Raw genomic sequence first — 25520 nt, forward strand, 5'->3', positions numbered from 1 at the left:
ATTTCCTTGCCGAACAGCCAGCGCGCGTCATATTCGCGAAACCCGGTCGGCTTCACCATCGGCTCGGATTCGAAGGCGTAGGTGTTCGGGAGGAGTACCGGTTTTGGTCTTGGAAACATGCAGTCGTCTTTCTAAGAGACAGTCGGTTGTTCGGGAGATCAAATCGAGACAGGATCATCGCGATAGCACGACGCGCTGAGCGCGACCCACGCGGTCCTTCATCGCGGAAATAGAAACGCCTCAGCTAGATCGCCGCGCCCGTCGTGCCGATGCCCAAGCCGACATCGAACAAGTCGCGCCGGTCTGACAGCGCCAAGCTGCGCAATTCGCCGAGCGTGCCGCGCGCGGCCGAGCAATGGCTGCATTTGACGATCGCGGAGGGCGGGGCGAGTTCACCATCGTCGATCACCACGCCGATGCTGTCGCATTCAATGCATACGAGCTGAAAACTCATTTTCGAAATTCAATCCATCCGGACGCTACAAATTGTCGACGAAGCAAGCCTCATGCCAGCAATGCATCGCCGTGCGGCTGAGGTTATTCGGATGATCGTGGCATTTCAATGTGACGTCTGTTTTAACCCTAAGCGGTCAGCACAAACGCTCTGCGTTTGTCGCTAAGGCTGCAGCGCCGACGGCGGCTCCTGCGCACCGTCGGGGCGTATTGCCTTGAAGCGGTTGAGCGGGCCGCGCAGTAGCAATTCCGCGAAATGGCCGATGGCAATCCCGGAGAGCCCGCCGCCAGCCTTGACCAGCGCGTCGAGCAGACGGCCGTGCCGATCCGGCGTCAGCAGTTGCAGGGCCTCCAGCGCGAACGCGGTGCCGATGACGACTGCGATGATCAAGAGCAGCCGGTTGGGATAGGCCCGCACGAATGCAAATCCCATCAGCGCGAACGCTGTGAAATGCTCGAACTGGGGACCTGCGACGACAGGGCGGTCTTGAAGCGGGGAAAGCGTCGCGAAGGCGATGAAGGCGAGCACCAGCCAGGCGGCGCCCAGGGACAGTCGTTGATTCATAGGTTGTTGCTAAGCAAAAACGGGGCCGAGCTCAACCCACGCACGATCGTCGCCGCACGCATGGCAGCGCTATCAGTCGATATCGTTAACCCGGCGGCTGTTCAGCCGGTCCAAATCTGCTATCAAGCCGCGGAAATGAACAAAAAGTAACATGACACCGTTCATCTTGTTCATAGCCCGTTCACGCCGGTGGGTCTCATCTTAGCTATGCTGCGACTCGCCATCGGAGGCCAAATTGCGCCTACTCGTCGTTGAGGATGATCCGGATCTCAATCGCCAGCTTACGACCGCGCTGACGGATGCCGGTTATGTGGTCGATCGTGCTTTCGATGGCGAGGAGGGGCATTATCTCGGCGACAGCGAGCCCTACGACGCCGTCGTCCTCGACATCGGCCTGCCGAAGATGGACGGCATCTCGGTGCTGGAAGCCTGGCGACGCAACGGCCGCGTCATGCCGGTCCTGATCCTGACCGCGCGCGACCGCTGGAGCGACAAGGTGCAAGGCTTCGACGCCGGCGCCGACGATTACGTCGCAAAGCCCTTTCATATGGAAGAGATCTTGGCGCGGATCCGGGCGCTGCTGCGCCGCTCCACTGGCCACGCCCAGTCCGAATTGACCTGCGGCCCGGTGACACTGGATACCCGCACCGGCCGCGTCAGCGTCTCCGGCAACCCGGTGAAGATGACCTCGCATGAATACCGGCTGCTGGCCTATCTGATGCACCACACCGGGCGCGTGGTATCGCGCACCGAGCTGGTCGAGCATCTCTACGACCAGGACTTCGACCGCGACTCGAATACCATCGAAGTGTTCGTCGGACGCATCCGCAAGAAACTCGACGTCGACATCATCCAGACCGTCCGCGGCCTCGGCTATCTGCTGACGCCGCCGCCGAAAGGCGCGTAACCGCCCCGGCGCCGCTGGTCGCCGGGCTTACTTTTTGATCGCAGCATGATCTTATCCGAAAACCGGTGCCCACCTCGCATTAGATGCGGGGCCAGCCTTTTCGGGATCCTGCTCTGATGCGTGGAAGCTCGCTCGCCACCCGCCTGTTCCTGTCGGCGACCGCATGGCTGGTGGTGATCCTGGCGATCACCGGCTTCATCCTGTCCTCGGTGTATCGTGATGCGACGGAGCGTGCCTTCGACCGTCGCCTCAACCTCTATCTCCGCACCCTGATCGCCGAGGTCGCCACGCCTGATGAGCCGGCGGATCACCAGTTCCAGCTCGGCGAGCCGCTGTTCGAACTGCCGCTGTCCGGCTGGTACTGGCAGATCCTGCGCACCGACGTGGAAAAGGGCGAGACGCGCGCCTCGCGGTCGCTGTGGGACAAGAAGTTGCCGAAACTGGAGGATCAGGGCTTTGAGCTGACCGCCGCCGGCATTCGCACCGGCTATGTCGACGGCCCCGAAGGACAGACGCTGCGCATGGTCGAGCGTCCGGTCGATCTTGGCAGCGATGGCAGGTTCCTGGTCGGCGTCGCCGGCGACGCCAGCGAGATATTCGATGAGACGCGCAGCTTCGACTACTACCTCGGCGGCACCTTCACCTCGCTTGGCATCGTGCTGTTGCTGACCACGATCTTCCAGGTCCGTTTCGGCCTGGCGCCGCTCAAGCGCATTTCGGAGGCGATCGCCGATATCCGCTCCGGCCGCGCCGAACGGCTTGAAGGCAAGTTTCCGGTGGAGATCGCGCCGCTCGCGCGCGAGACCAACGCGCTGATCGATGCCAACCGCGAGATCGTCGAGCGCGCGCGCACCCATGTCGGCAATCTCGCCCACGCGGTCAAGACGCCCTTGTCGGTGATCGTCAACGAGGCCGCGACGCATGCCCCCGATCCCTTTGCCGCCAAGGTGCTGGAGCAGGCCGAAGTGATGCGCGACCAGGTCACGCATCACCTGGAGCGCGCCCGCATCGCCGCGCGCGTCACCATCGTCGCCACCGTCACCGAAGTGGCACCGGTGCTCGAGGCACTGCGGCGAACCATGGAAAAGATCCACCGCGACCGCGACATCACCATCGAGCTGAAAGCCGACCCATCGGCGAAATTCCGCGGCGAGCGCCAGGACCTCGAGGAGATGGCCGGCAACCTCGTCGACAATGCCTGCAAATGGGCGGCCTCGCAGGTCTTCATCGAAGTCCTGGTCGAGCCGCCAGCGGAGCCGGGTGCCGGCCCGCGGCTGCATATTATCGTCGATGACGACGGGCGCGGCTTGTCGGCCGCCGAGCGGGCCCAGGTGTCGCGGCGCGGCCAGCGGCTCGACGAATCCAAGCCGGGCTCGGGACTCGGGCTTTCAATCGTCACCGATCTCGCCGGCCTCTACGGCGGCAGCCTGTCACTCCGCAATGCGCCGATCGGCGGCTTGCGGGCGGAACTGGAATTGCCGGGAGTTTGAAGGCCGCGGGCGCGGCGAGGGGCGCCCGTGCATCATTTCCTAAACGCCTTCTTAACGCGCGCCCTCCTATCATGCCGAGCCGACGCCTCCTGCGTCGCCATCACGAGCATTCAATCACCCCAGGCCCATGAGCCAGACACCAACCGAGCGGCTGAGGGATTATCTCGCGCAGCTTCCGCCGCAATCGCAGGCGCTGCTGATGCGCGAGTTCGAGCGCGCAGTGGAGCGCGGCGAGGACGTCAGCGTCGCCACCCTGGTGCTCGAGCAGTTGCGCAAGATCGTGCGCCGGGCCGAGGAGGAGGAGACGCGCCCCCGGGGCGATGATCCGGCGCGCCTATTGTTCCGTCCGCTCGAGCCGTTCCTCGCCGAAGGCAATTTCCCGATCCGGCCGGGACAGGTCCGCCGCACCTCGCTGCTGCCGATATGGCAGTGGCTCGGCCGCGAGGGCGCGCCTGATGCGACCCGCGAATTCGAGACCGCGCTTGTGAAGGCGCACGACAGCGGTGCAACTTCGGCCGCCGAGGCCGCAGCCCGCAAATATCAGGTCGCCGCAGCGGAGGCGATCGTCAAGGTCGCGACGCCAGTGCCCGGTGATGACAAACAGCGGGCGCTGTCGCGCGTCGGCGCGCCCAATGTGGTCGAAGACCTGGTGTCGATCGGGCTGGTGCTGCGCGCGCGCGAGGCACTGGAGACGCTCGGCAGCCGGCTTCCGAGCCAGCTCCGGATGTTCGGCGACACCCAGATCGCCTCTGTCACCGCCGCGCTCAACGTCCCCTCGCTGCAGACGCCGCAATTGCTACCCTTCGCGCTGTCGCTGGTGATGCAGCGCCTGGTCGCGCCCTGGCAGATCATCCGCCTCGCGATCAAGATGGCGGCTTCCGACGACGAGATCCGCGTCGCCGCCACGCCCTATGGCGTTGCCGTCACGATCGCCTTGCACGATCTCTCCTATCTCGCAGCCTGCCTGCGCAGCGATATCCGGCGCGGTCATCTCGACAATGTCGGGGATCAATTGAAGACGCTGCATGATGGTGTGCGCGGCCTGCGTACGGAGCTCGACCTGCGCAACGAATCCACCTGGGGCAGGCAGTTGGCCTCGATCCGGGCCGATATCTCCAATTCAATGCAATCGGAGATCGACAGCGTTCCCGGCCGGGTCCGCCGCATTCTGCGCCAGCGCCCGGACAAGGATATCTCCGCCGCCGCCATGATCGACACGACCGAAGTCGAGGAGGTCGCCGCGCTCATCGACTTCGTCGCGGTGTGCCGCACCTATGCGAGCGAGCTCGCGATCAACGAGGTGACGCTGCGGACCTATTCCGACCTGCAGCAATATGTCGAGAAGTCGACGGAGGCGCTGGTGCAGTCCTTGCGCGCCGGCGACCACAGGGTGCGGGGCTATCGTCAGCAGCAGGCCAGCGCAGCGATCCGCTTCTGCGAGGTCCTGTTCGGCCACGACTACGCTTCGCTGATGAACCGCGCCGCGGAGAACGCCATGACCGGCGAGCGCAAATCGTCCCGCGCTGGCTGATCGTCATTTTTTACGGTTTTCCTTCTGCGATCCGATATCGGGGTCGCGCGAAAATTCGGTTGCTCCCGCAATTTCTCCCTCCGGTTGGTTACGGAGGGCGGTTCCGATCCAGCAATTGTCAATTGCTCCGCTTCCCGCCGGTGGTGTAAAGCGGCACATCGGTACCAGCTTTCGGTGCCGTTCGCCCGGGAACTCGTTGATGACACTGTGGTTTGTGTTCGCGCTGATGACGGTCGCGGCGATCTTCGCCGTGCTTTGGCCGCTTGGTCGCGCGACCCCTGCGACATCAGGCGGCAGCGAGGCCAATGTTTACAAGGACCAGCTCGCCGAGATCGAGCGCGATCTTGCTTCGGGCCTGATCGGGGCGTCGGAAGCCGAGGCGGCGCGGGTCGAGATCGGCCGACGCTTGCTTGCCGCCGTGGACGGCGAGGCTGCGGCGGCGCCAAAAGCCAACCTGCCGCTGCGGCGGTCGGCCGCCGTGGCGGCGCTGGTCGGACTGCCGGTGATGGCGGCGGCGTTCTATCTTGCGCTGGGCTCGCCACAGCTCGGCGATTTTCCGCTCGCCGCGCGCAGCCGCATGGCAGACGTCAATCAGCCGCTCGCCAATCTGGTGGCGCAGGTGGAGGCGCATCTCGAGAAGAATCCGACCGATGGCCGCGGCTGGAACGTGCTGGCGCCGGTGCTCTCCAGGCTCGGCCGTTACGACGACGCGGTGCGCGCCTATCGCAATTCGATCACCTATAACGGCGACAGTTCGGAACGCCGCGCCGATCTTGGCGAGGCGCTGACCGGTGTGGCCGGAGGCGTCGTCACCGCGGAGGCCAAGGCCGAATTCGAGCGCGCCGTGGCGCAAAACGCCGACGATCCCAAGGCGAACTACTTCCTCGGGCTCGCCGCCGAGCAGGACGGCCGCAAGGACGACGCAGCCTCGATCTGGCGCGCGATGCTCGCCAAGGCGCCGGCGGATGCGCCGTGGCGATCGCTGGTGCAGGCCTCGCTGACGCGGGTCGGCGGCGCTGTCGTCGCGCCCGCGCTGTCAGACGAGACCATGGCCGCGGCCAAGGACATGAGCACGGACGACCGCTCCGCGATGATCCGTGGCATGGTCGACCGGCTCGCCACGCGCCTCAAGCAGGACGGCAACGATGTCGAGGGATGGCTGCGGCTGGTGCGTGCCTATATGGTGATGGGAGAGCGCGACAAGGCGGTTGCCGCGCTCACCGATGCCCGCCAGGCGGTTGCCAATGATGCCGAACGCTTGCGCCAGCTCAATGAAGGCCTGAAGAATCTCGGGCTGGATGGATGACATGCGCACAGACAGGACCATAGGGAACCATGACGCGTAAGCAGCGGCGCTTGGTGATGATCGGCGGCTCGCTGGCGGTGCTCGCGGTGGCGGCCGCGCTGGTGCTCAGCGCCTTGCGCGATTCCATCGTGTTCTTCTCCACGCCCTCGATGGTTGCCGAAAAGCATATTTCCGCCGGCAAGCGGTTCCGCCTCGGCGGCCTGGTGCAGCCAGGCTCGCTCAAACGCGGCGACAACCTCGCGGTGACGTTTGAGGTCGCCGACGGCAGCGCCACGCTGCCGGTCGCCTACAAGGGAATCCTGCCGGACCTGTTCCGCGAAGGGCAGGGCGTCGTCGCCGAGGGCGCGCTGGATCAATCCGGTGTGTTCCGCGCCGACACCGTGCTCGCAAAGCATGACGAGACCTACATGCCCAAGGAGGTCGCCGACGCCCTGAAGAAGCAGGGCCACTGGAAGGACGATTACGGCAAGCCCAGCGCCTCGGCCGAGCCGCAGCCGGTGCAGGGGGCGATGCGTTGATCGCGGAAGCCGGACATTACGCGCTGGTGCTGGCGCTTGGGCTGGCGCTGATCCAGTCGATTGTGCCGATGCTCGGCGCGCGCTGGGGCGATGTCGCGCTGATGAACGTCGCGCGCTCCACCGCGCTCGCGCAGCTCCTGTTCGTGGGTGCCTCGTTCATTGCGCTGGTGATGCTGCACGTGACCTCGGATTTCTCCGTCGTCAACGTGTTCGAGAACTCGCACTCGATGAAGCCGCTGATCTACAAGATCACCGGCGTCTGGGGTAACCACGAGGGATCGATGCTGCTCTGGGTGTCGATCCTGGCGCTGTTCGGCGGCCTCGTCGCCGCCTTCGGCAACAACCTGCCGCTGACCCTGCGCGCGCACGTGCTCGCGGTGCAGGCCTGGATCGCGAGCGCCTTCTATCTCTTCATCCTGCTCACCTCGAATCCGTTCCTGCGCATTGCCAATCCGCCGATCGAGGGCAGGGATCTGAACCCGGTGCTGCAGGATATCGGCCTCGCCGTGCATCCGCCGATGCTCTATCTCGGCTATGTCGGCTTCTCGATCTCGTTCTCCTTCGCGGTCGCCGCCCTGATCGAGGGCCGCATCGATGCCGCCTGGGCGCGCTGGGTGCGGCCGTGGACGCTGCTGGCCTGGATCTTCCTTACGCTCGGCATCGCGATGGGCTCGTACTGGGCCTATTACGAGCTCGGTTGGGGCGGCTGGTGGTTCTGGGATCCCGTCGAGAACGCCTCGCTGATGCCCTGGCTCGCCGGCACGGCGCTGTTGCATTCGGCGGTCGTGATGGAAAAGCGCAACGCGCTGAAGGTCTGGACTATCCTGCTGTCGATCCTGACCTTCTCGCTGTCCTTGCTCGGTACCTTCCTGGTGCGCTCCGGCGTCCTGACTTCGGTGCACGCCTTTGCGACCGATCCGACGCGCGGGGTGTTCATCCTCTTGATCCTCTGCCTCTTCATCGGCGGCAGCCTGTCGCTCTATGCGGCCCGGGCCGCATCGTTGAAGCAGGGCGGCCTGTTCGCGCCGATCTCGCGCGAGGGCGCGCTGGTGCTCAACAACCTGTTCCTGACCACGGCCTGCGCGACCGTGTTCATCGGCACGCTCTATCCGCTGGCGCTCGAGGTCCTGACCGGCGACAAGATCTCGGTCGGCGCGCCGTTCTTCAACCTGACCTTCGGGCCGCTGTTCGTGCCATTGATGATCGCCGTGCCGTTCGGCCCCTTGCTGGCCTGGAAGCGCGGCGACCTGCTTGGCGCCGCTCAGCGCCTGACCGCGGCCGGGATCGTCGCGCTGATTGCGATCGCGGTGCTGTGGGCCTGGACGCGCGGCGGTGCCAGCTTCGCGCCGCTCGCGATCGGGCTTGCGGTATTCGTCGTCGCTGGGGCGCTCACCGACCTCGCCGAGCGTATCGGGCTGTTCCGGCTTCCGTTCGGCACCTCCGTGCAGCGGGCGCGCGGCCTGCCGCGGGCGGCGTGGGGCACGGCGTTCGCCCATGCCGGCGTCGGTATCGCCCTGATCGGGATCGTCTGCGAGACCACCTGGAACAGCGAATATATCGGCACCATGAAGCCGGGCGACTCCGCGAAAGTCGCCGGCTACGAATTGAAGCTCGACGATATCGGCCAGCGCCAGGGACCGAATTTCCGCGAGATGGTGGCGAGGTTCACGGTCGGCCTCGACGGCAAGACGCTCAACGTCATGACGCCGTCGAAGCGCAATTTCACCACGCGCGGTGCGTCCACCACCGAGGCCGCGCTGCTGACGCGCGGGGTGAGCCAGCTCTATATCTCGCTCGGCGATATCGCCGCCGACGGCGGCATCGCAGTGCGCATCTATCACAAGCCCATGGTGCTCTTGATCTGGTTCGGCCCGGTGCTGATGGCTTTTGGCGGCTTCTTGTCGCTGTCCGACCGGCGCCTGCGCGTCGGTGCGCCCAAGCCGGCCAAGGCCGCGCGCGCATTGCAGGCGGCGGAGTGATGCGGAGGGCGCTTGCAGCTTGTGTGCTGGCGTTCGCCGTGTCGTTCGGCGCACCGGCGGCGTTCGCCGTGCAGCCTGACGAGATCATGGCCGATCCCGCCAAGGAAGCGCGGGCGCGGGAGCTGTCGCGCGAACTGCGTTGCATGGTGTGCCAGAACCAGTCGATCGACGATTCCGAGGCGCCGCTGGCGCGCGACCTGCGCATCCTGGTCCGCGAGCGGATCGCGGCCGGCGACAGCGATCGGCAGGTGATCGATTTCCTGGTGGCGCGCTACGGCGAATTCGTCCTGCTGAAGCCGCGCTTCAATCCGCATACGCTGCTGCTCTGGCTGGTCCCGCCGCTAGTCCTGGTCGGAGGCGGCGTGGCGCTTTGGCGGTTTGGCCGCCGCCGGCCAGTTGCCCCGGCGGGCGCCACAACCGGCGCCCAGCTCACTCCTGAGGAGGAGAGCCGGCTGGCTGCGCTGATGTCGGAGGAAGCGCCGGAAAGGCGTGGCTAGCGCTTTTTTGGTTTCGACGCGTTTTCTTCACGCGAACCGGTACCACCCTCGGATCAAGTCCGAGGGCATGCTTCGCTCGAAAACGCTCTGATCTACGTACTGTCACGTAGGTCCATGCGCGTCGGCATCTGCCCGAACATTCATCCAATCTTGACCTTTTGTGTGGAACTTTGCCTCGCCCTTCCTCCAGAGCATGATCCGGAAAAGTGGGTACCGGTTGTCCGAGAGGATCACGTTCACAAAACGATAGAGCGTGATGATGCTTTGTCGTAACGCTCTTGAGCAAGCCGATGTTTTCCAACAGCAATCTGACTATCCGCTTCCTTGTCGCATCCGTTGTCATTGCGCTTCTGGTGCTGCTTGGGATCGGCGGCGGTACGGGCTTCATCGCCGTGCTCTACCTCAACAACGAGATCACGGCGCTTGCCGCTGAGTTCAAATCGCTGAGCGGCCCGGGCCGCGAGCATGCCATGCAGATCTATCAGGAGGCGCAGACCGCGTTCTCCTACTTCCTTATTGCCTGCGGTGCGATCGCCGTGATCGCGCTTACGGTTTGCCTGACCACCTACTTCGCGGTTCGGGACGGCGTCATGCGGCCGCTGGCTGGCATGGTGCATGCGATGCGCGAGGTGGCCGAGCAGAAGTACGAGACGCCGATTCCGGGTCTCGGCAGGAGCAATGAAATCGGGCTGCTCGCCGGCGCGCTCGAAGTGTTCAAGACCAACGGGATCGAACGCCAGCGGCTGACCGACCAGGAACTGCGCGACGCCCACAACCAGCGCGAGCGGACTCGCTATCTCGACGAGAAGATCCGCGACTTCAACGGCCTCGTCGCCAATGTCGTCGGCAGCGTTGCCGCATCGGCCGTCCGCCTCAGGGGCAACGCCGAAACGCTGTCGCGCGCCGCCAACGAGACCAGCCAGAAGGCGAGCGCGGTTGCCAGCGCAGCCGGCCAGGCCAGCACCAGCGTCCAGACGGTGGCGACATCAGCGGAGCAGATGACGACCTCGATCGCGGCGATCAGCCAGCGCGTCACCGACGCCACCCAGCGCGCCGAGGGGGCGGTGGCGCAGGCGCGCCAGAGCGCCGACACCATCCACGCGCTCTCGGACGCGGCCGAGAAGATCGGGGCCGTCGTGCAATTGATCCAGACGGTTGCCTCGCAGACCAACCTGTTGGCGCTCAACGCCACCATCGAAGCCGCGCGGGCCGGCGAGGCCGGCAAGGGATTTGCGGTGGTCGCCTCGGAGGTGAAGAACCTGGCCAGCCAGACCAGCAAGGCGACCGAGGAGATCTCGCAGCAGGTCACGAGCATCCAGGCGATCACGGCAAACGCGCGGCGCCATCGATGGGATATCGAACACGATCGCCGAAATCAGCTCGATCATGTCGGGCATCGACGTCGACACCGCACGCCAGCGCAACGCCACCCAGGACATCTCCAGGAGCGTCCAGGACGCGGCGAGGGGAACCATGGACGTCACCAACCACATCGTGCAGATCACCACGACGTCGTCCGACACCGGCCGCATGGCCGGCGAGGCCAAGGATTCCGCGGTCGACCTGTCGCAGCAGGCCGACATCCTCAAGCGCGAGGTCGACGGTTTCATTGCCAGCGTCAGGGCAGTCTGACGGCTCGCGATTTTGCGACCTGGAACCTTCGGGCGGGACTTACCGCGAGCTCCTGCAGCTCGCGACTAACCCATTGGCGGAGCTGCGATATTCTGCCGCACCCGGTCTCGTCTCTATTACGAAAGTTTAATTCCGCAGCCAGCGCGCCGTAAGGCTGACACCCCCATGTTTAGACACGTCCGGTGCTTGCCCCCGCACCTTTCGAGTTCTGGCTCTTGGAGATTTTTAGAATGACCGAACGACCCACCGATCTTTCGTCTCTGCCGTCTTACCGCGCGCCGCGGCCTTCGCTGTTCTCGGCCCGCAGATTTGCGTTGATGGCTTCGGTCGTCGCCGGCCTCGGCGTCGCCGGCTATGGTTTGAGCCCGCAGCACACGCCGAGCGATCTGTTCGCCAGCCCGGCGCAGGCGCAGGTCAACAACGAGGTCCGCAAGGTTCAGCAGCCGGTCGGCTTTGCTGATATTGTCGAGCGCGTGAAGCCGTCGGTGATTTCGGTCAAAGTCAATATCGGCGAGAAGCTCGCCAAGGACGACAGCAACGAGGACTCGCCGTTCCCGCCGGGCTCGCCGATGGAGCGTTTCTTCCGTCGCTTCGGTGGACAGGATGGACTCCCCCCGGGCATGCGCGGCGGACCGCGTGGCCGTGGCATCGTGACCGGCCAGGGTTCGGGTTTCTTCATTTCGGCTGACGGCTTTGCGGTGACCAACAACCACGTCGTTGACGGCGCCGACAAGGTCGAGGTCACGACCGATGACGGCAAGACCTATTCGGCCAAGGTGATCGGCACCGATCCGCGTACCGACCTCGCGCTAGTCAAGGTCGAGGGTGGTTCCAACTTCCCGTTCGCTAAGCTGTCCGACACCAAGCCGCGGATCGGCGACTGGGTGCTGGCGGTCGGCAACCCCTTCGGGCTCGGCGGCACGGTTACCGCCGGTATCGTCTCGGCCTCCGGCCGCGACATCGGCAATGGCCCGTATGACGATTTCATCCAGATCGACGCGCCCGTGAACAAGGGCAACTCTGGTGGCCCGGCGTTCGACGTGTCCGGTGAGGTGATGGGCGTCAACACCGCGATCTACTCGCCCTCCGGCGGCAGCGTCGGCATCGCCTTCTCGATCCCGGCCGCGACGGTGAAGAGCGTCGTCGCCCAGCTCAAGGACAAGGGCACGGTCAGCCGCGGCTGGATCGGCGTCCAGATCCAGCCGGTGACCTCCGACATCGCCGACAGCCTCGGCATGAAGAAGGCCGAAGGCGCGCTGGTGGCGGAGCCCCAGGCCAACGGTCCGGCGGCCAAGGCCGGCATCGAGTCCGGCGACGTCATCACCGCCGTCAACGGCGAAACGGTCAAGGACGCGCGCGAGCTCGCCCGCACCATCGGCGGCCTGGCGCCCGGCAATGCGGTGAAGCTCAACGTCCTGCACAAGGGCACGGAGAAGACCGTCAACCTCACGCTCGGCCAGTTGCCGAACACGGTTGAGGCCAAGGCCGATAACGACAACGGCGATCGCGGCTCTTCTTCCCGCGGCACCGATGTGCCGAAGCTCGGCCTGACGGTGGCCCCCGCCAACAGCGTGGCCGGCGCCGGCAAGGACGGCGTCGTCGTGACCGAGGTCGACCCGAAGAGCGCCGCGGCCGAGCGCGGCTTCAAGGAAGGCGACGTCATTCTTGAAGTCGCCGGCAAGAACGTCACCAGCGCCGGTGATGTGCGCGATGCGATCACCTCCGCACGGAACGACAACAAGAACAGCGTTTTGATGCGTGTAAAGAGCGGCGGTTCGTCGCGCTTTGTGGCAGTCCCGCTGGCGAAGGGTTAAATACGAGATGGAAGGCGTCGCCGGCAATCGTCGCCCCCGCCGACGGCCCTTCCTGGGGAGCGAGCCTCAACGCTCGCCCCCTCTTGCTACCTTCCGGTGGAATGCGCCCCCCTCCGTCGGAAGGCCTAGGGCGGTGAGGTCCCCCAGCTTCACCGCCCACTCTTTCCCCTCCAGCATGATCCGGAAAAGCGGAAGCCGGTTTTCCGGAAGGATCATGCAAATCAACGCGAACGCGCGCGGCCGTCTTGCATGTGCAGGGCGGCCGCGCCATGCTGAGAGGAAACCAATCCCGTGACCGCCACCGCACCTTTAGCCGCACCCCAGATGCGCCTCCTGATCATCGAAGACGATCGCGAATCCGCCGACTATCTCGTCAAGGCGTTCCGCGAAGTCGGCTATATCGCCGACCTCGCCGACGACGGCGAGGAGGGCCTGTCGATGGCCGAAAGCGGCGACTATGACGTCCTCGTCGTCGACCGCATGCTGCCGAAGCGGGACGGCCTGTCCCTGATCGGAACGCTGCGCGACAAGGGGAACCGTACGCCGGTATTGATCCTCTCTGCGCTCGGCCAGGTCGACGACCGCATCAAGGGCTTGCGCGCCGGCGGCGACGACTACCTGCCGAAACCCTATTCATTCGCCGAACTGCTGGCGCGCGTCGAAGTCCTGTCGCGCCGCAATGTCGGCCCGGCGGAAGAGACGGTCTATCGGGTCGGCGATCTCGAGCTCGACCGCCTGTCGCACCGCGTCGCCCGCGGCAAGGACGAGCTGACGCTGCAGCCGCGCGAATTCCGCCTGCTCGAATATCTGATGAAGCATGCAGGGCAGGTGGTGACGCGCACCATGCTGCTCGAGAATGTCTGGGACTATCACTTCGATCCGCAGACCAACGTCATCGACGTGCACATCTCGCGCCTGCGCTCCAAGATCGACAAGGGCTTCGAGCGGCCCTTGCTGCACACGATCCGCGGGGCAGGGTACATGATCCGCGACGGGATACGGTAGCTGAGTCCGAAAGACGTAGCTGCATCGGTGCTTGGGAGCATCGGATAGCAACGCGCAACAGCAACATCTTGGGTAGCATCATCCGTGACGGCATTCGGTAAACTGATCCGCACCACGGCGTTCCGGCTGACGCTGGTCTATCTGTTTTTGTTTGCGCTGTTCGCAGCGTCGCTGCTCGGCTATTTCGCCTGGAATACGCGCCGCCTGATCACCGAGCAGATCACCTCCACGGTCAATGCCGAGGTCGGCGAGGTCACCGAGATCTACAACCGGCGCGGCCTGCGCGGCCTTGTGTTCACGATCGGCAACCGGGCGCTGCGGCCGGGCGCCAACCTCTACCTCGTAACCGCACCGAACGGGCAGGCGATCGCCGGCAATGTCGGCTCGCTGGCGCCGGGGGTGATGGGAATGCAGGGTTGGACCGAGACGGCCTATCGGCGGCTCGACGACAACGACAACACCGATCACCGCGCGCTGGTGCGGGTCACCGAGATGACCAATGGCTTCCGGCTCTTGATCGGGCGCGACCTCGAGGAGCGGCGGCGGCTGTTCGGCATCGTTGCCAAAGCCGCGCAATGGTCGATCCTGGTCGTGGTCGTGCTCGGCATCGGCGGCGGCATCTTCGTCGCGCGGCGGGTGCTGCAGCGGATCGATGCCATGACCGGCACCGCCCAGCGCATCATGGCCGGCGATCTCTCCGACCGCCTGCCGGTCGGCCGCAGCGGCGACGAGCTCGATCGTCTCGCCGAGAACCTCAACGCCATGCTGGAGCGCATCGAGGCGCTGATGACGGGGCTGAAGGAGGTCTCCGACAACATAGCCCACGACCTCAAGACCCCGCTGACGCGCCTTCGCAACCGCGCCGAGGAGGCGTTGGCGCGCGCCAGGAGCGAGGCCGATTACCGGGCGGCGCTGGAGCGCACCATCGAGGAATCCGATGGCCTGATCCGTACCTTCAATGCACTCTTGATGATCGCGCGGGCTGAGTCCGGTCAGGCGCGCGGCAACATGGATGATTTCGACGCGGCCGATGTCGCCGCCGGCATCCATGAGCTCTACGAGCCGCTCGCCGAGGACGACGGCATGAGCCTGCATGTGAAGACCGCGCCCAGCGCGATGCACGGCAACCGTGAATTGATCAGCCAGGCGCTCGCCAACCTCGTCGAGAACGCGATCAAATATGGCAAGCCGGTCGTGCAGCCGATCGACCCGGAGGCGGCCGCCGCAGCCAAGGAGATCCTGATCGAGGCGCGGCGCGAGGCCGACTCCGTGCTGCTCAGCGTCACCGATCATGGTCCGGGCATTCCCGAAGCCGATCGCAAGCACGCGGTGGAACGATTCGTCCGGCTCGAGGCGAGCCGCACGCTGCCGGGTTCCGGGCTTGGGCTCAGCCTCGCCGCGGCGGTCGCGACACTGCATGGCGGCGAGCTCAGGCTCGGCGACGCCCATCCCGGGCTGGTTGCGACGCTGGTGCTGCCGGCGCGTGCCGGCGCGGCTGACAGGCTTGCGGCCCAAACGCAGGATGTGCCACAGAAGGCGGCATGAACGCTTCCGCGCCGGGCTCCGCGGGACATCGTCTGGCCGCGCGGTTCGCGGACGGACCGTATGTGTCCGCGCCCATCCAAGCCGAACAGCGCCTGACAGACTGGCTCGCCGAACTCGAGCCGGCGCAATCGGCCGCGCTCGATGAACTGCTCGGCTATCCCTTCGCCAAGCGCATCCTGCTCGGCATTGCGGAATGCTCGCCGTTCCTGTTCGAGCTCGTGCGCGCCGATCCGGCGCGGCTGATCCGGCTGCTCTCCTGCGACCCGGAGCCGCATCTGGCCGACCTGATCGACAAGACCTCGCACGATGTGTTCGCCGCCTCAGGCGAGGCCGAAGTGATGCAACTGCTCCGCCGCATGAAGGCGGAGGCGGCGCTCCTGATCGCGCTTTGCGACATTGGCGGCGTGTGGCCGGTCACACGGGTCACCGCCGCGCTGACCGACCTTGCGGTCGCGTCCGTGCAGTCGGCGCTGCGCTACCTGCTGCGCCAGGAGATGGCGCGCGGCCGCCTCCATGCGCCCGACCCCGACCATCCCGAAGAGGGCAGCGGGCTGATCGTGCTCGCGATGGGCAAGATGGGCGCGGGCGAGCTGAACTATTCCAGCGATATCGATCTCATCGTCTTCTACGATCCGGCTGCGACCTCGCTGGCCGAGGATATCGAACCACAGCCGTTCTTCGTCCGCGTCACCCAATCGATGGCGCGCATGCTGCAGCAGCGCTCCGGCGACGGCTATGTGTTCCGCGTCGACCTGCGGCTGCGGCCCGATCCGGCGTCGACGCAGGTCGCGATATCGACCGATTCGGCCCTGAACTATTACGCGCGGGAAGGGCGCACCTGGGAACGCGCCGCGATGATCAAGGCGCGCCCCTGCGCCGGCGACAGCAGGGCGGGCGAGGTGCTGCTTGCGGAAATCGCCCCCTTCGTCTGGCGCAAGCATCTGGACTTCGCCGCGCTTGCCGATGTCCACGACATGAAGCGGCAGATGCAGACCTACCGCGGCCAGAGCGAGATCTCGGTCGAGGGCCACAACGTCAAGGTCGGCCGCGGCGGCATCCGCGAGATCGAGTTCTTCGCCCAGACCCAGCAGTTGATCGCGGGCGGGCGGCATCCGGAATTGCGGGTGCGGCCGACGCTCGAGGCGCTCGCGATGCTGGCCTCCAGCAACTGGATCACCTTTGAGGCGCGTGACGAGCTCACCGCGGCCTATCAGTTCCTGCGCCGCGTCGAGCATCGCCTGCAGATGATCGCCGACGAGCAGACGCACACGCTGCCGGAAGATCCGGCGGCGATCGAGCGCTTTGCTCATTTCCTCGGCTATACGAGCAGGGCCACCTTTGCGATGGAATTGCTCGCGCATCTCAACATCGTGCAGGGCCATTACGCCAAGCTTTTCGAGGGCGACGAGCCGACCGGCACGGCAAACCTGCCGAAGCTGAACTACGGCGCCGGCCCCGAAGACCAGCGGCTGCTCGAGCACCTCGTGAGTCTCGGCTTCGAGAAGCCGGTCGCGGTCGCAAAGACCGTGCAGCAATGGATCGAAGGCGACTATCGCGCGCTGCGCGTGGAGGCGACGCGCAACGCTTTCCTCGAGTTCATTCCGGGCCTGATCGACGGCCTCGCGCATGCCGAGGAGCCGGACGCTGCGGTTGTGGCGTTCGACCGTTTCCTCGGGGCGCTGCAGCGGGGCGGGCGGCTGATCACGCTGCTGAGCCAGAACCGCGACCTGGTCGCGCTGGTGGCGCTGATCCTCGGCGCCGCGCCGCGGCTCGGCGACATGCTGGCGCGGCAGCCGCAGATCATGGACGGGCTGATCGATCCGCGCTTCTTCGGCGCGATGCCGGACCAGCGCGAATTGTCGGAGCGGCTCGCGATCACGCTCAAGGACGCCGGCTCCTACGAGGACTTCCTCGATCGCCTGCGGCTGTTCGGCCAGGAAAGCCTGTTCCTGATCGGCACGCGGATCCTCTCCGGCACGGTGTCGGCGCAGCAGGCGAGCGTCGCCTTCGCCGACGTCGCGGAAGGCATCGTTCACACCGTGCATGGTCTCGTCACCGACCAGTTCGCCACGCAATACGGCCGCATCAACGACCAGGAGACCGCGATCCTCGCCATGGGCCGGCTCGGCAGCCGCGAGATGACGGCGTCCTCCGACCTCGACCTGATCCTGCTCTACGACTACGACCACGAGCGCCCGGACTCCGACGGCGACCGCGCGCTGCACGGTGCGCAGTATTTTGCCCGCTTCACCCAGCGCCTGATCTCCGCCTTCACGACACGAACCAATTACGGCGTGCTCTACGAGGTCGACATGCGGCTGCGCCCATCGGGCCGCGCCGGTCCGCTGGCATCACGGCTCGATTCCTTCGCCGAATATCAGGAGCGCGAGGCCTGGACCTGGGAGCACATGGCGCTGACGCGGGCGCGCGTGATCTCGTCATCGCCGGCGTTCCGCGAGAAGATCGAAGACATCATCCGCCGCGTGCTGACGCGCAAGCGCGATGCGGGCAAAACCGCCAACGACGTCGTCGAGATGCGGCGCGCGATCGCGCTCGAGAAGGGCGAGGACGACATCTGGGACCTGAAGCTCGCCGCTGGCGGCCTCATCGACATCGATTTCATCGCGCAATATCTGCAACTCGTGCACGCCGCCCAGAAGCCCGACATCCTCAGCGTCTCCACATTGCAGGTGCTCGACAACGCCGCAAAACTCGGCGTGCTCGGCCAGTCGGAAGCCGAAGTGCTGCGCTCGGCCGCGCGGCTCTATCACGACCTCACGCAGATCCTGCGCCTTTGCGTGATTGGCAAATTCAATCCCGAAACCGCCGGTGACGATCTGCTACGCGTGATGGCGCGCGCAGGCGACACGCCGGATTTCTCCGCCCTCGAAGCCGGCGTGCGCGAGACGCAAGGTGAGGTGAGGCGCGTGTTCAACGCGATCGTCGGCGGACGTTAGGCGCGGCGCCGATCGCTACAAATTCGGTGTCGTCCGGGGCTTGACCCGGGACCCATAACCACAGGCGTTTGTAATGTGCTCCGCCGCAACCGCTTGCGCGCGCCACAACCCGATCCTGTGGTTATGGGTCCCGGCGTTCGCCGGGACGACAGCGCCGTAGGTGGGCAAAGCGACGCGTGCCCACCATTCAGTGTTGTGGCCTATGCCTTCTTCAACTTCTTGAGCGCCTCGTGGACGTACGGATCAAGCCCAGCGCCGCCGGCGTCGAGATGGGCGAAGATCGCCTTCCGCATCCGCGGGTCCCAGAATTTCTTGATATGCTCGGCGATGCCCGGCACTGCGCGCTCGTGCCCCTGGTTCTGGAAGAACTTGCCGATCTGGTTGGCCATGTAAATCAGTCGGTCAGGCGACATGGATGGCTTTCCTGCTATCGGCGTGGGGAACGATCCGCTCCGCATGTGTGAACACTTCGAACCCGTCGGCGCGTGCGATCGCCGCGAGCGTAATGCCGGCGGCGTCGGCCATGCGCACGGCAAGCGCTGTCGGCGCGGACACCGCGACCATCAGCGGCGCACCGATGGTTGCCGTCTTCTGCACCATCTCGACCGAGACGCGGCTCGTCAACAGCACCATGCCGTCGCTGGTAGCCACTTTGGCCTGCGCCAGCGCACCGGCAAGCTTGTCGAGCGCATTGTGACGGCCGACATCCTCGCGCAGCGCGACAATGCCGCGCGCTGGCGTCCAGAACGCCGCGGCATGCACTGCGCGTGTCCTGAGGTTGATCGCCTGCAGCGGGGCGATCGCGGCCATCGCGGCCATGATCTCGCGCGGCGAGAAACTGCGGCCCTTCGGCACGATTGCCGCCGGACGAACCGCTTCGGCGATCGAGTCGATGCCGCAGAGGCCGCAGCCGGTCGGGCCCGCGATATGCCGCCGCCGCTCATTGATCAGCGCGGCCTTTTCGGGCGCCAGCCACATCCGCAGCTCGATGCCGTCGTCGAGCTCGATGACGTCGAGCGTCTCGATCTCCTCGGCGGATTGAACAACGCCTTCGCTGAGGCTGAAGCCCACGGCAAAATCGCGCAGGTCCTGCGGCGTGCCCATCATCACGGCGTAGGTGCCGCCATTATAGGTCAGCGCCAGCGCCGTCTCCTCGGGGATCTGGCGCGTGCCTTCGCTGAGGCTGCCGTCGCGCCAGACCTGCCGCTTCGCGCTGGTGACGGGATCGTGCATCCTCACTCCGCGGCTTCCACGACCGGCGCGATCCGGCGTGAATGCTTCGCCTGCGCCTCATAGGCCTTCTGCCAGTCGGACGGACCATTCGACGGCGAGACCTGCACCGCTGTGACCTTGTATTCCGGGCAATTCGTGGCCCAGTCCGAATAGTCGGTCGTGATTACATTGGCTTGCGTGTCCGGATGGTGGAACGTGGTGTAAACCACGCCCGGCGCGACACGATCGGTGATGAGCGCGCGCAGCGTGGTCTCGCCGGCGCGGCTTTTGAGGCGCACCCAATCGCCATCGCGCACGCCGCGCTGCTCGGCATCATGCGGATGGATCTCGAGCCGGTCCTCGCTGTGCCAGACCACATTCTCTGTACGGCGGGTCTGCGCGCCGACATTGTACTGGCTGAGGATGCGCCCCGTCGTGAGCAACAGCGGGAAACGCGGGCCGGTACGCTCGTCGGTGGCGAGATATTCGGTGACGATGAACTTGCCCTTGCCGCGGACGAAGGCGCCGATATGCATCACCGGCGTGCCCTCGGGCGCCTTCTCGTTGCAGGGCCACTGCACCGAGCCGAGCTCGTCGAGCTTGGCGCAGGAGACGCCGGCGAAGGTCGGGGTCAGCGCCGCGATCTCGTCCATGATCTCGGAGGGGTGGTTGTAGTTCATCTCGAAGCCCATCGCCTTGGCGAGTGCGATCGTCACTTCCCAATCGGCTAGGCCGTTCTTTGGCGTCATCACCTTGCGCACGCGCTGGATACGACGCTCGGCATTGGTGAAGGTTCCATCCTTTTCCAGGAAACTCGAGCCCGGCAGGAACACATGCGCGTAATTCGCGGTCTCGTTCAGGAAGAGATCGTGCACGATCACGCATTCCATCGCCGACAGCGCCGCCACCACATGGCTGGTGTTGGGATCGGATTGCAGGATGTCCTCGCCCTGCACGTAGAGGCCCATGAAGGTGCCTTCGATCGCGGCGTCGAACATGTTGGGGATGCGCAGGCCCGGCTCAGGGTTGAGCTTGACGTTCCACATCGCCTCGAACTGGTCACGCACCGCATCCGTCGAGATGTGGCGATAGCCCGGCAGTTCGTGTGGGAACGAGCCCATGTCGCAGGAGCCCTGCACGTTGTTCTGGCCGCGCAACGGGTTCACGCCGACGCCGGGGCGGCCGATATTGCCTGTCACCATCGCGAGGTTGGCGATCGCGATCACCGTGGTCGAGCCCTGGCTGTGCTCGGTGACCCCCAGCCCGTAATAGATCGCACCGTTGCCGCCGGTGGCGTAGATGCGCGCGGCTTCGCGGACATCCTTCGGGTCGACTCCGGTCAGGATCGCGGTGGCTTCCGGGCTGTTGTTCGGCTGCGCGACGAACGCCGCCCATTCCTCGAACTCGCTCCAGTCGCAGCGCTCGCGCACGAAGGCTTCGTTGACGAGGCCCTCGGTCACGATGACGTGCGCGAGCGCCGTCATGACAGCGACATTGGTGCCCGGCATCAGCGGCAGATGCAGCGCCTCAAGGTGAGGGGACTCCACCATCTCGGTGCGACGCGGATCGATCACGATCAGTTTTGCCCCTTGCCGCAGCCGCTTCTTTAAGCGCGAGGCGAACACGGGGTGGGCAGAGGCCGGGTTGGCGCCGATTACGATCACGACATCGGTCTCCTCGACCGAGTCGAAGTCCTGCGTGCCGGCCGAGGTGCCGAAGGTTTGCGACAGGCCATAGCCGGTCGGCGAGTGGCAGACCCGGGCGCAGGTATCGACATTGTTGTTGCCGAAGCCGCCGCGGATCAGCTTCTGCACCAGATAGGTCTCTTCATTGGTGCAGCGGGACGACGTGATGCCGCCGACCGCGTCGCGGCCGTATTTCTGCTGGATCGCCTTGAACTTCGCGGCGGCAAACGAGAACGCTTCGTCCCACGACACTTCGCGCCAGGGATCCTCGATCCGCTCGCGGATCATCGGCTTCAGGATGCGTTCCTTGTGGTTGGTGTAGCCCCAGGCGAAGCGGCCCTTGACGCAGGAGTGGCCGCGATTGGCCTTGCCGTCCTTGTACGGGACCATGCGCACCACTTCCTCGCCGCGCATCTCGGCCTTGAAGGCGCAGCCGACGCCGCAATAGGCACAGGTCGTCACCACGGAATGCTCGGGCTGGCCGATCTCGATCACCGATTTTTCCGTCAGCGTCGCGGTCGGGCAGGCCTGCACGCAGGCGCCGCAGGAGACGCATTCGGAGCCGAGGAAGCTTTCGCTCATGCCCGGCGAGACGCGGCTGTCGAAGCCGCGGCCGGCAATCGTCAGTGCGAAGGTGCCTTGCACCTCCTCGCAGGCGCGGACGCAGCGCGAGCAGACGATGCATTTTGAGGGATCGTAGGTGAAGTAGGGATTGGACTCGTCCTTCGGCATCCAGGCCGGATTGACCGCGCCAGCGGACATGGCGAACACATGGTTGTCGCCCTCATAGCCGTAGCGCACGTCGCGCAAGCCGACTGCGCCTGCCATGTCCTGCAATTCGCAATCGCCATTGGCGGCGCAGGTCAGGCAGTCCAGCGGATGGTCGGAGATGTAGAGCTCCATCACGCCCTTGCGCAGCTTTTTCAGCCGCTCGCTCTGGGTATGCACGACCAGCCCTGGCGCCACGGGCGTGGTGCAGGACGCTGGCGTGCCCGTGCGTCCCTCGATCTCGACCAGGCACAAGCGGCAGGAGCCGAAGGCGTCGACCATGTCGGTCGCGCACAGCTTCGGGATCTGGTGACCTGCTTCCATCGCCGCGCGCATGATGGAGGTGCCCTCGGGCACCGTAATGGGCTTGCCGTCGATGGTCAGCGTGACCATGGTCTCCGATTTGGAGCGCGGCGTGCCGAAGTCGATTTCCTCCATCAATGACATGGCGATTTTCCTATTCCGCGGCCTCTAAGCGGGCCGGTGCCGGGCCGAAATCATCCCGGAAATGCCTGAGGGCACTCAGCACGGGGTAGGGCGTGAAGCCGCCGAGCGCGCAGAGCGAGCCGAACTTCATGGTGTTGCAGAGGTCCTCGACGAGGGCGAGGTTTTCGGCCACGCGCTCGCCGCGGATGATCTTCTCGATGGTCTCCACGCCGCGGGTCGAGCCGATCCGGCAAGGCGTGCACTTGCCACAGGATTCGATCGCGCAGAATTCCATCGCAAAGCGCGCTTGCTTGCGCATATCGACACTGTCGTCGAACACGACGATGCCGCCATGGCCGATCAATCCGTCGCGTGCAGCGAAAGCCTCATAGTCGAACGGCGTATCAAAGAGAGCGCGCGGGAAGTAGGCGCCGAGCGGGCCACCCACTTGCACCGCGCGCACCGGACGGCCGGTGAAGGAGCCGCCGCCGATCTCGTCGACAAGTTCGCCGAGCGTGATGCCGAATGCGGTCTCGAACAGGCCGCCATGCTTCACATTGCCGGCAAGCTGGATCGGCATCGTGCCGCGTGAGCGACCCATGCCAAAATCTGCGTAAGCCTTGGCGCCGTTATCGAGGATGAACGGGATCGCGGCGAACGACAGCACGTTGTTGATCACCGTCGGCCGCCCGAACAGGCCCTTGTGTGCGGGCAGCGGCGGCTTGGCGCGCACGATGCCGCGGCGGCCTTCGAGGCTTTCGAGCAGCGAGGTTTCCTCGCCGCAGACATAGGCGCCGGCGCCGACGCGCACCTCGAGATCAAAGCTGTGCGCGGAGCCGCCGATGCGGGCGCCGAGATAGCCGGCGCGCTCGGCCGCTGCGATCGCGGCATTCATCGCCTCGACCGCGTGTGGATATTCGGAGCGGGTGTAAATGTAGCCTTTGGTGGCACCGACCGTGATGCCGGCGATCGTCATGCCCTCGATCAGCACGAAGGGGTCGCCTTCCATGATCATGCGGTCTGCGAAGGTGCCGCTGTCGCCTTCGTCGGCGTTGCAGACGATGTACTTCCGGTCGGCGCTGGCCTGCGCGACCGTCTTCCACTTGATGCCGGTCGGAAAGCCGGCACCGCCGCGGCCGCGCAGGCCGGAGGTGGTGACGTCGGCCAGGATCTCGTCGGAGGAGAGTGTCAGCGCCCGCTCCAGGCCCTTGTAGCCGCCATGGGCGCGATAGTGCTCGACCGAGCGCGGATCGATCACGCCGCAGCGCGCGAAGGTCAGGCGGGTCTGGCGCTTCAGCCAGGGGATATCGTCGGCGATGCCGAGGCGCAGCGGATGCGGCCCGTCGGCGGCCATCGCATCGAGCAGGGAGGTCGCGTCCGCAGCGCTCACCGGTCCGAACGCGACCCGGCCCGCCGCTGTTGCGACTTCGACCATCGGCTCCAGCCAATAGAGCCCGCGCGAGCCGGTCCTGACAATCTCGATCGCGAGGCCGCGCTGCTCGGCGGCGAGCTCCAGCGCCGTCACGACCTCATCGGCGCCAACGGCGACTGCGCCGGCATCGCGGGGGACAAAGAGTCGCATCGTCATCGCTGCGCCTCCTTCACCAGCGCATCGAGGCGCGCTTCGTCGAGCCGGCCGACCATGCGGCCGTCCAGCATCGCTGATGGCGCGGTGGCGCAGAGACCGAGGCAGTAGATCGGCTCCAGCGTTACGCGCTCATCGGCCGTGGTATTGCCGAGCGCAACGCCGAGCTTGGCTTCGGCGCGCGCGGCCAGCGCATCGCCGCCGGCGGCCTGACAGGCCTCCGCGCGGCAGAGCTTCAGCACATGGCGGCCTGCGGGCGCCTTGCGGAAATCATGGTAGAAGGTGAACACGCCGTGGACTTCGGCACGCGAGAGATTAAGCGCGGAAGCGACCATCGGGATCGCGGGCTCGGGCACGTAGCCGAAGGCCTCCTGCAGCGCGTGCAGGATGACCAGCGTCGCGCCTTCGAGCTTGGCATGCTCGGCGATGATCTCGGCGCCGCGCGCTTCGTTCCAGGGTTCGTAGGCCGACGTCATCCACATCTCTCAAATCGGAGGGTTTTTACTCGCCCCTATGAGAGTTGGAATCGATCTAGATATCAATAAAGCTGTCTCATGCTGCGATCGTGAACAGCGATCGATTTGGATATGAAATCGATCGATATACAAATAGAATTGGTAGCAAAACACCTTGTGCGATACGGCTTTTTCTCGTGTTCGTCGCGGTTGTGATCGTTATATTCGAAGTGGCATGCCAGAGCTGATGAGGCCTTCTTGATCGACAAGCTTGAACTCCTGTTGGCGCTCGCAAAGGAGCGGCATTTCGGCCGCGCGGCGGAGGCGTGCGGCGTCACGCAGCCGACGATGTCGACGAGCCTCAAGCAGCTCGAGGATCTCCTTGGCGTGATGCTGGTGCAACGCGGCTCCCGCTTTCAGGGCTTCACGCCCGAGGGTGAGCGCGCGCTCGATTGGGCGCGCCGTATCGTCGGCGATGCCCGTGCGATGCGGGAGGAGATCAATGGGCTGAAGCACAAGCTTTCCGGCGAGATCCGGATCGCGGCGATCCCGACCGCGCTCGGCATGGTGGCTTCACTGACCACGCCGTTTCGCGCCCGTCATCCGGACGTGCGCTTTCGCATCCAATCCTGCACCTCGTCCGACGTGCTGGGCCTCCTGGAGAACCTCGAGGTCGATGCCGGGCTGACCTATATCGAGAACGAGCCGATCGGCAAGGTTCGCACCATCCGTCTCTATGGCGAGAGTTACCGCTTGCTGACATCGCCCGATGCCATGTTCGGCGATCGCGACACCGTCACATGGAAAGAGGTCGGCCAGGTGCCGCTCTGCCTGCTGACTCCCGACATGCAGAACCGCCGCATCATCGATCGCGCACTTCGTTCGGTCGGCGCGGAAGCAACGCCGACGCTGACCTCTAATTCGTTGCTCGTGCTCTACACGCATGTGAAGACCGGACGCTGGGCAAGCGTGATGCCGGCAAAGCTTGCGGAGACACTCGGCCTCGCCGATGCCGTGCGCAGCATTCCGATCGTCGACCCTGTCGTGAACTACAGCATCGGCCTGGTGATCCCGCAGCGCGACCCGATGACGCCCTTGATTGCCGCGCTGGTCCAGGTCGCCCGCGAAGTCGCGCCCACGCTGGAGTCGGTATCTCCCAATCATGGCGCGTGACCCACGTGTCAGTACGT

20 protein-coding genes are annotated in these 25520 nt (G+C 65.5%); 13 read left to right on the forward strand and 7 right to left on the reverse strand.

Going from position 1 to position 25520, the window contains the following annotated elements; genetic code table 11:
- Nucleotides 1-244: 244 nt before the first annotated feature.
- Entirely contained in the window at nt 245-454 is a 210-nt protein-coding gene (locus AC5ZGW_RS37145; RefSeq protein WP_028167983.1) for a hypothetical protein, read from the reverse strand.
- A 162-nt stretch (nt 455-616) separates the two neighbouring features.
- Nucleotides 617-1018 carry a VanZ family protein gene (locus tag AC5ZGW_RS37150; protein ID WP_245474837.1) on the reverse strand — a complete coding sequence of 134 codons (402 nt, stop codon included), beginning with the start codon at nt 1016-1018 and terminating at the stop codon, nt 617-619.
- Between the two features lie 235 nt (nt 1019-1253).
- On the opposite strand from AC5ZGW_RS37150, the gene AC5ZGW_RS37155 reads away from it, so the two are divergent.
- From AC5ZGW_RS37155 to AC5ZGW_RS37210, 12 genes are all read left to right on the forward strand, one after another.
- Nucleotides 1254-1925, forward strand: coding sequence for a response regulator transcription factor (locus tag AC5ZGW_RS37155; RefSeq protein ID WP_130227466.1), 672 nt, complete (start codon nt 1254-1256; stop codon nt 1923-1925).
- Nucleotides 1926-2041: 116 nt separating this feature from the next.
- The gene (locus AC5ZGW_RS37160; RefSeq protein ID WP_130227467.1) at nt 2042-3415 is read left to right on the forward strand and encodes an ATP-binding protein; all 1374 of its coding nucleotides are present in this window, start codon (nt 2042-2044) and stop codon (nt 3413-3415) included.
- 127 nt (nt 3416-3542) lie between these two features.
- Nucleotides 3543-4946, forward strand: a complete 1404-nt coding sequence (locus AC5ZGW_RS37165) for a hypothetical protein (protein ID WP_496114050.1) — start codon at nt 3543-3545, stop codon at nt 4944-4946.
- Between the two features lie 199 nt (nt 4947-5145).
- Entirely contained in the window at nt 5146-6252 is a 1107-nt protein-coding gene (ccmI, locus tag AC5ZGW_RS37170; protein WP_130227468.1) for a c-type cytochrome biogenesis protein CcmI, read from the forward strand.
- Nucleotides 6253-6281: 29 nt separating this feature from the next.
- A complete protein-coding gene (ccmE, locus tag AC5ZGW_RS37175; protein WP_130227469.1) occupies nt 6282-6770 on the forward strand; it encodes a cytochrome c maturation protein CcmE in 489 nt (162 codons plus the stop codon).
- Nucleotides 6767-8749 (forward strand): heme lyase CcmF/NrfE family subunit, encoded by a 1983-nt coding sequence (locus tag AC5ZGW_RS37180; protein WP_130227470.1) that lies wholly within the window; start codon nt 6767-6769, stop codon nt 8747-8749. Before ccmE ends, AC5ZGW_RS37180 begins: the two co-directional genes overlap by 4 nt.
- Complete coding sequence (locus tag AC5ZGW_RS37185) at nt 8749-9246, forward strand: cytochrome c-type biogenesis protein (protein ID WP_130227471.1); 498 nt, start codon at nt 8749-8751, stop codon at nt 9244-9246. The genes AC5ZGW_RS37180 and AC5ZGW_RS37185 overlap by 1 nt, the downstream gene beginning before the upstream one ends.
- Before the next feature lie 290 nt (nt 9247-9536).
- The gene (locus AC5ZGW_RS37190; protein WP_245474838.1) at nt 9537-11030 is read left to right on the forward strand and encodes a methyl-accepting chemotaxis protein; all 1494 of its coding nucleotides are present in this window, start codon (nt 9537-9539) and stop codon (nt 11028-11030) included.
- Between the two features lie 78 nt (nt 11031-11108).
- Nucleotides 11109-12692: a Do family serine endopeptidase gene (locus AC5ZGW_RS37195; RefSeq protein WP_130227472.1), complete on the forward strand. Its 1584-nt coding sequence runs from the start codon at nt 11109-11111 to the stop codon at nt 12690-12692.
- A 324-nt stretch (nt 12693-13016) separates the two neighbouring features.
- On the forward strand, nt 13017-13697 hold the full coding sequence (locus AC5ZGW_RS37200) for a response regulator transcription factor (protein WP_130227483.1): 681 nt from the start codon (nt 13017-13019) through the stop codon (nt 13695-13697).
- A gap of 84 nt (nt 13698-13781) precedes the next feature.
- Nucleotides 13782-15242, forward strand: a complete 1461-nt coding sequence (locus AC5ZGW_RS37205) for an ATP-binding protein (RefSeq protein ID WP_130227473.1) — start codon at nt 13782-13784, stop codon at nt 15240-15242.
- Nucleotides 15239-18199 carry a bifunctional [glutamine synthetase] adenylyltransferase/[glutamine synthetase]-adenylyl-L-tyrosine phosphorylase gene (locus AC5ZGW_RS37210; protein WP_130227474.1) on the forward strand — a complete coding sequence of 987 codons (2961 nt, stop codon included), beginning with the start codon at nt 15239-15241 and terminating at the stop codon, nt 18197-18199. The genes AC5ZGW_RS37205 and AC5ZGW_RS37210 overlap by 4 nt, the downstream gene beginning before the upstream one ends.
- Nucleotides 18200-18399: 200 nt before the next feature.
- On the opposite strand, the gene AC5ZGW_RS37215 is transcribed toward AC5ZGW_RS37210, so the two are convergent.
- The 5 genes from AC5ZGW_RS37215 to AC5ZGW_RS37235 are packed head-to-tail and all read right to left on the reverse strand — an operon-like array spanning nt 18400 to nt 24351.
- The gene (locus tag AC5ZGW_RS37215) at nt 18400-18612 is read right to left on the reverse strand and encodes a formate dehydrogenase subunit delta (RefSeq protein ID WP_028167971.1); all 213 of its coding nucleotides are present in this window, start codon (nt 18610-18612) and stop codon (nt 18400-18402) included.
- Nucleotides 18602-19432 (reverse strand): formate dehydrogenase accessory sulfurtransferase FdhD, encoded by an 831-nt coding sequence (fdhD, locus tag AC5ZGW_RS37220; protein ID WP_130227475.1) that lies wholly within the window; start codon nt 19430-19432, stop codon nt 18602-18604. Before fdhD ends, AC5ZGW_RS37215 begins: the two co-directional genes overlap by 11 nt.
- Before the next feature lie 2 nt (nt 19433-19434).
- Nucleotides 19435-22311: a formate dehydrogenase subunit alpha gene (gene fdhF / locus AC5ZGW_RS37225; RefSeq protein ID WP_130227476.1), complete on the reverse strand. Its 2877-nt coding sequence runs from the start codon at nt 22309-22311 to the stop codon at nt 19435-19437.
- Nucleotides 22312-22321: 10 nt separating this feature from the next.
- Entirely contained in the window at nt 22322-23878 is a 1557-nt protein-coding gene (locus AC5ZGW_RS37230) for a formate dehydrogenase beta subunit (protein ID WP_130227477.1), read from the reverse strand.
- Nucleotides 23875-24351, reverse strand: coding sequence for a formate dehydrogenase subunit gamma (locus AC5ZGW_RS37235; RefSeq protein ID WP_028167967.1), 477 nt, complete (start codon nt 24349-24351; stop codon nt 23875-23877). Before AC5ZGW_RS37235 ends, AC5ZGW_RS37230 begins: the two co-directional genes overlap by 4 nt.
- A gap of 237 nt (nt 24352-24588) precedes the next feature.
- Here AC5ZGW_RS37235 and AC5ZGW_RS37240 point away from each other — a divergent pair, with 237 nt between their 5' ends.
- On the forward strand, nt 24589-25503 hold the full coding sequence (locus AC5ZGW_RS37240; RefSeq protein ID WP_130227478.1) for a LysR family transcriptional regulator: 915 nt from the start codon (nt 24589-24591) through the stop codon (nt 25501-25503).
- Nucleotides 25504-25520: the final 17 nt, after the last annotated feature.

The organism is Bradyrhizobium sp. Crot121 (assembly GCF_059512385.1).

What these genes read in the sequence shown, in the direction of transcription:
- AC5ZGW_RS37195 (WP_130227472.1), top strand. Translation starts at nt 11,109, where the DNA reads ATGACCGAACGACCCACCGATCTTTCGTCTCTGCCGTCTTACCGCGCG.
- AC5ZGW_RS37230 (WP_130227477.1), bottom strand. Translation starts at nt 23,878, where the DNA reads ATGACGATGCGACTCTTTGTCCCCCGCGATGCCGGCGCAGTCGCCGTT.
- AC5ZGW_RS37215 (WP_028167971.1), bottom strand. Translation starts at nt 18,612, where the DNA reads ATGTCGCCTGACCGACTGATTTACATGGCCAACCAGATCGGCAAGTTC.
- fdhF (WP_130227476.1), bottom strand. Translation starts at nt 22,311, where the DNA reads ATGTCATTGATGGAGGAAATCGACTTCGGCACGCCGCGCTCCAAATCG.
- ccmE (WP_130227469.1), top strand. Translation starts at nt 6,282, where the DNA reads ATGACGCGTAAGCAGCGGCGCTTGGTGATGATCGGCGGCTCGCTGGCG.
- AC5ZGW_RS37145 (WP_028167983.1), bottom strand. Translation starts at nt 454, where the DNA reads ATGAGTTTTCAGCTCGTATGCATTGAATGCGACAGCATCGGCGTGGTG.
- AC5ZGW_RS37190 (WP_245474838.1), top strand. Translation starts at nt 9,537, where the DNA reads ATGTTTTCCAACAGCAATCTGACTATCCGCTTCCTTGTCGCATCCGTT.
- AC5ZGW_RS37150 (WP_245474837.1), bottom strand. Translation starts at nt 1,018, where the DNA reads ATGAATCAACGACTGTCCCTGGGCGCCGCCTGGCTGGTGCTCGCCTTC.
- AC5ZGW_RS37235 (WP_028167967.1), bottom strand. Translation starts at nt 24,351, where the DNA reads ATGACGTCGGCCTACGAACCCTGGAACGAAGCGCGCGGCGCCGAGATC.
- AC5ZGW_RS37160 (WP_130227467.1), top strand. Translation starts at nt 2,042, where the DNA reads ATGCGTGGAAGCTCGCTCGCCACCCGCCTGTTCCTGTCGGCGACCGCA.
- AC5ZGW_RS37210 (WP_130227474.1), top strand. Translation starts at nt 15,239, where the DNA reads ATGAACGCTTCCGCGCCGGGCTCCGCGGGACATCGTCTGGCCGCGCGG.
- fdhD (WP_130227475.1), bottom strand. Translation starts at nt 19,432, where the DNA reads ATGCACGATCCCGTCACCAGCGCGAAGCGGCAGGTCTGGCGCGACGGC.
- AC5ZGW_RS37165 (WP_496114050.1), top strand. Translation starts at nt 3,543, where the DNA reads ATGAGCCAGACACCAACCGAGCGGCTGAGGGATTATCTCGCGCAGCTT.
- AC5ZGW_RS37200 (WP_130227483.1), top strand. Translation starts at nt 13,017, where the DNA reads ATGCGCCTCCTGATCATCGAAGACGATCGCGAATCCGCCGACTATCTC.
- AC5ZGW_RS37185 (WP_130227471.1), top strand. Translation starts at nt 8,749, where the DNA reads ATGCGGAGGGCGCTTGCAGCTTGTGTGCTGGCGTTCGCCGTGTCGTTC.
- ccmI (WP_130227468.1), top strand. Translation starts at nt 5,146, where the DNA reads ATGACACTGTGGTTTGTGTTCGCGCTGATGACGGTCGCGGCGATCTTC.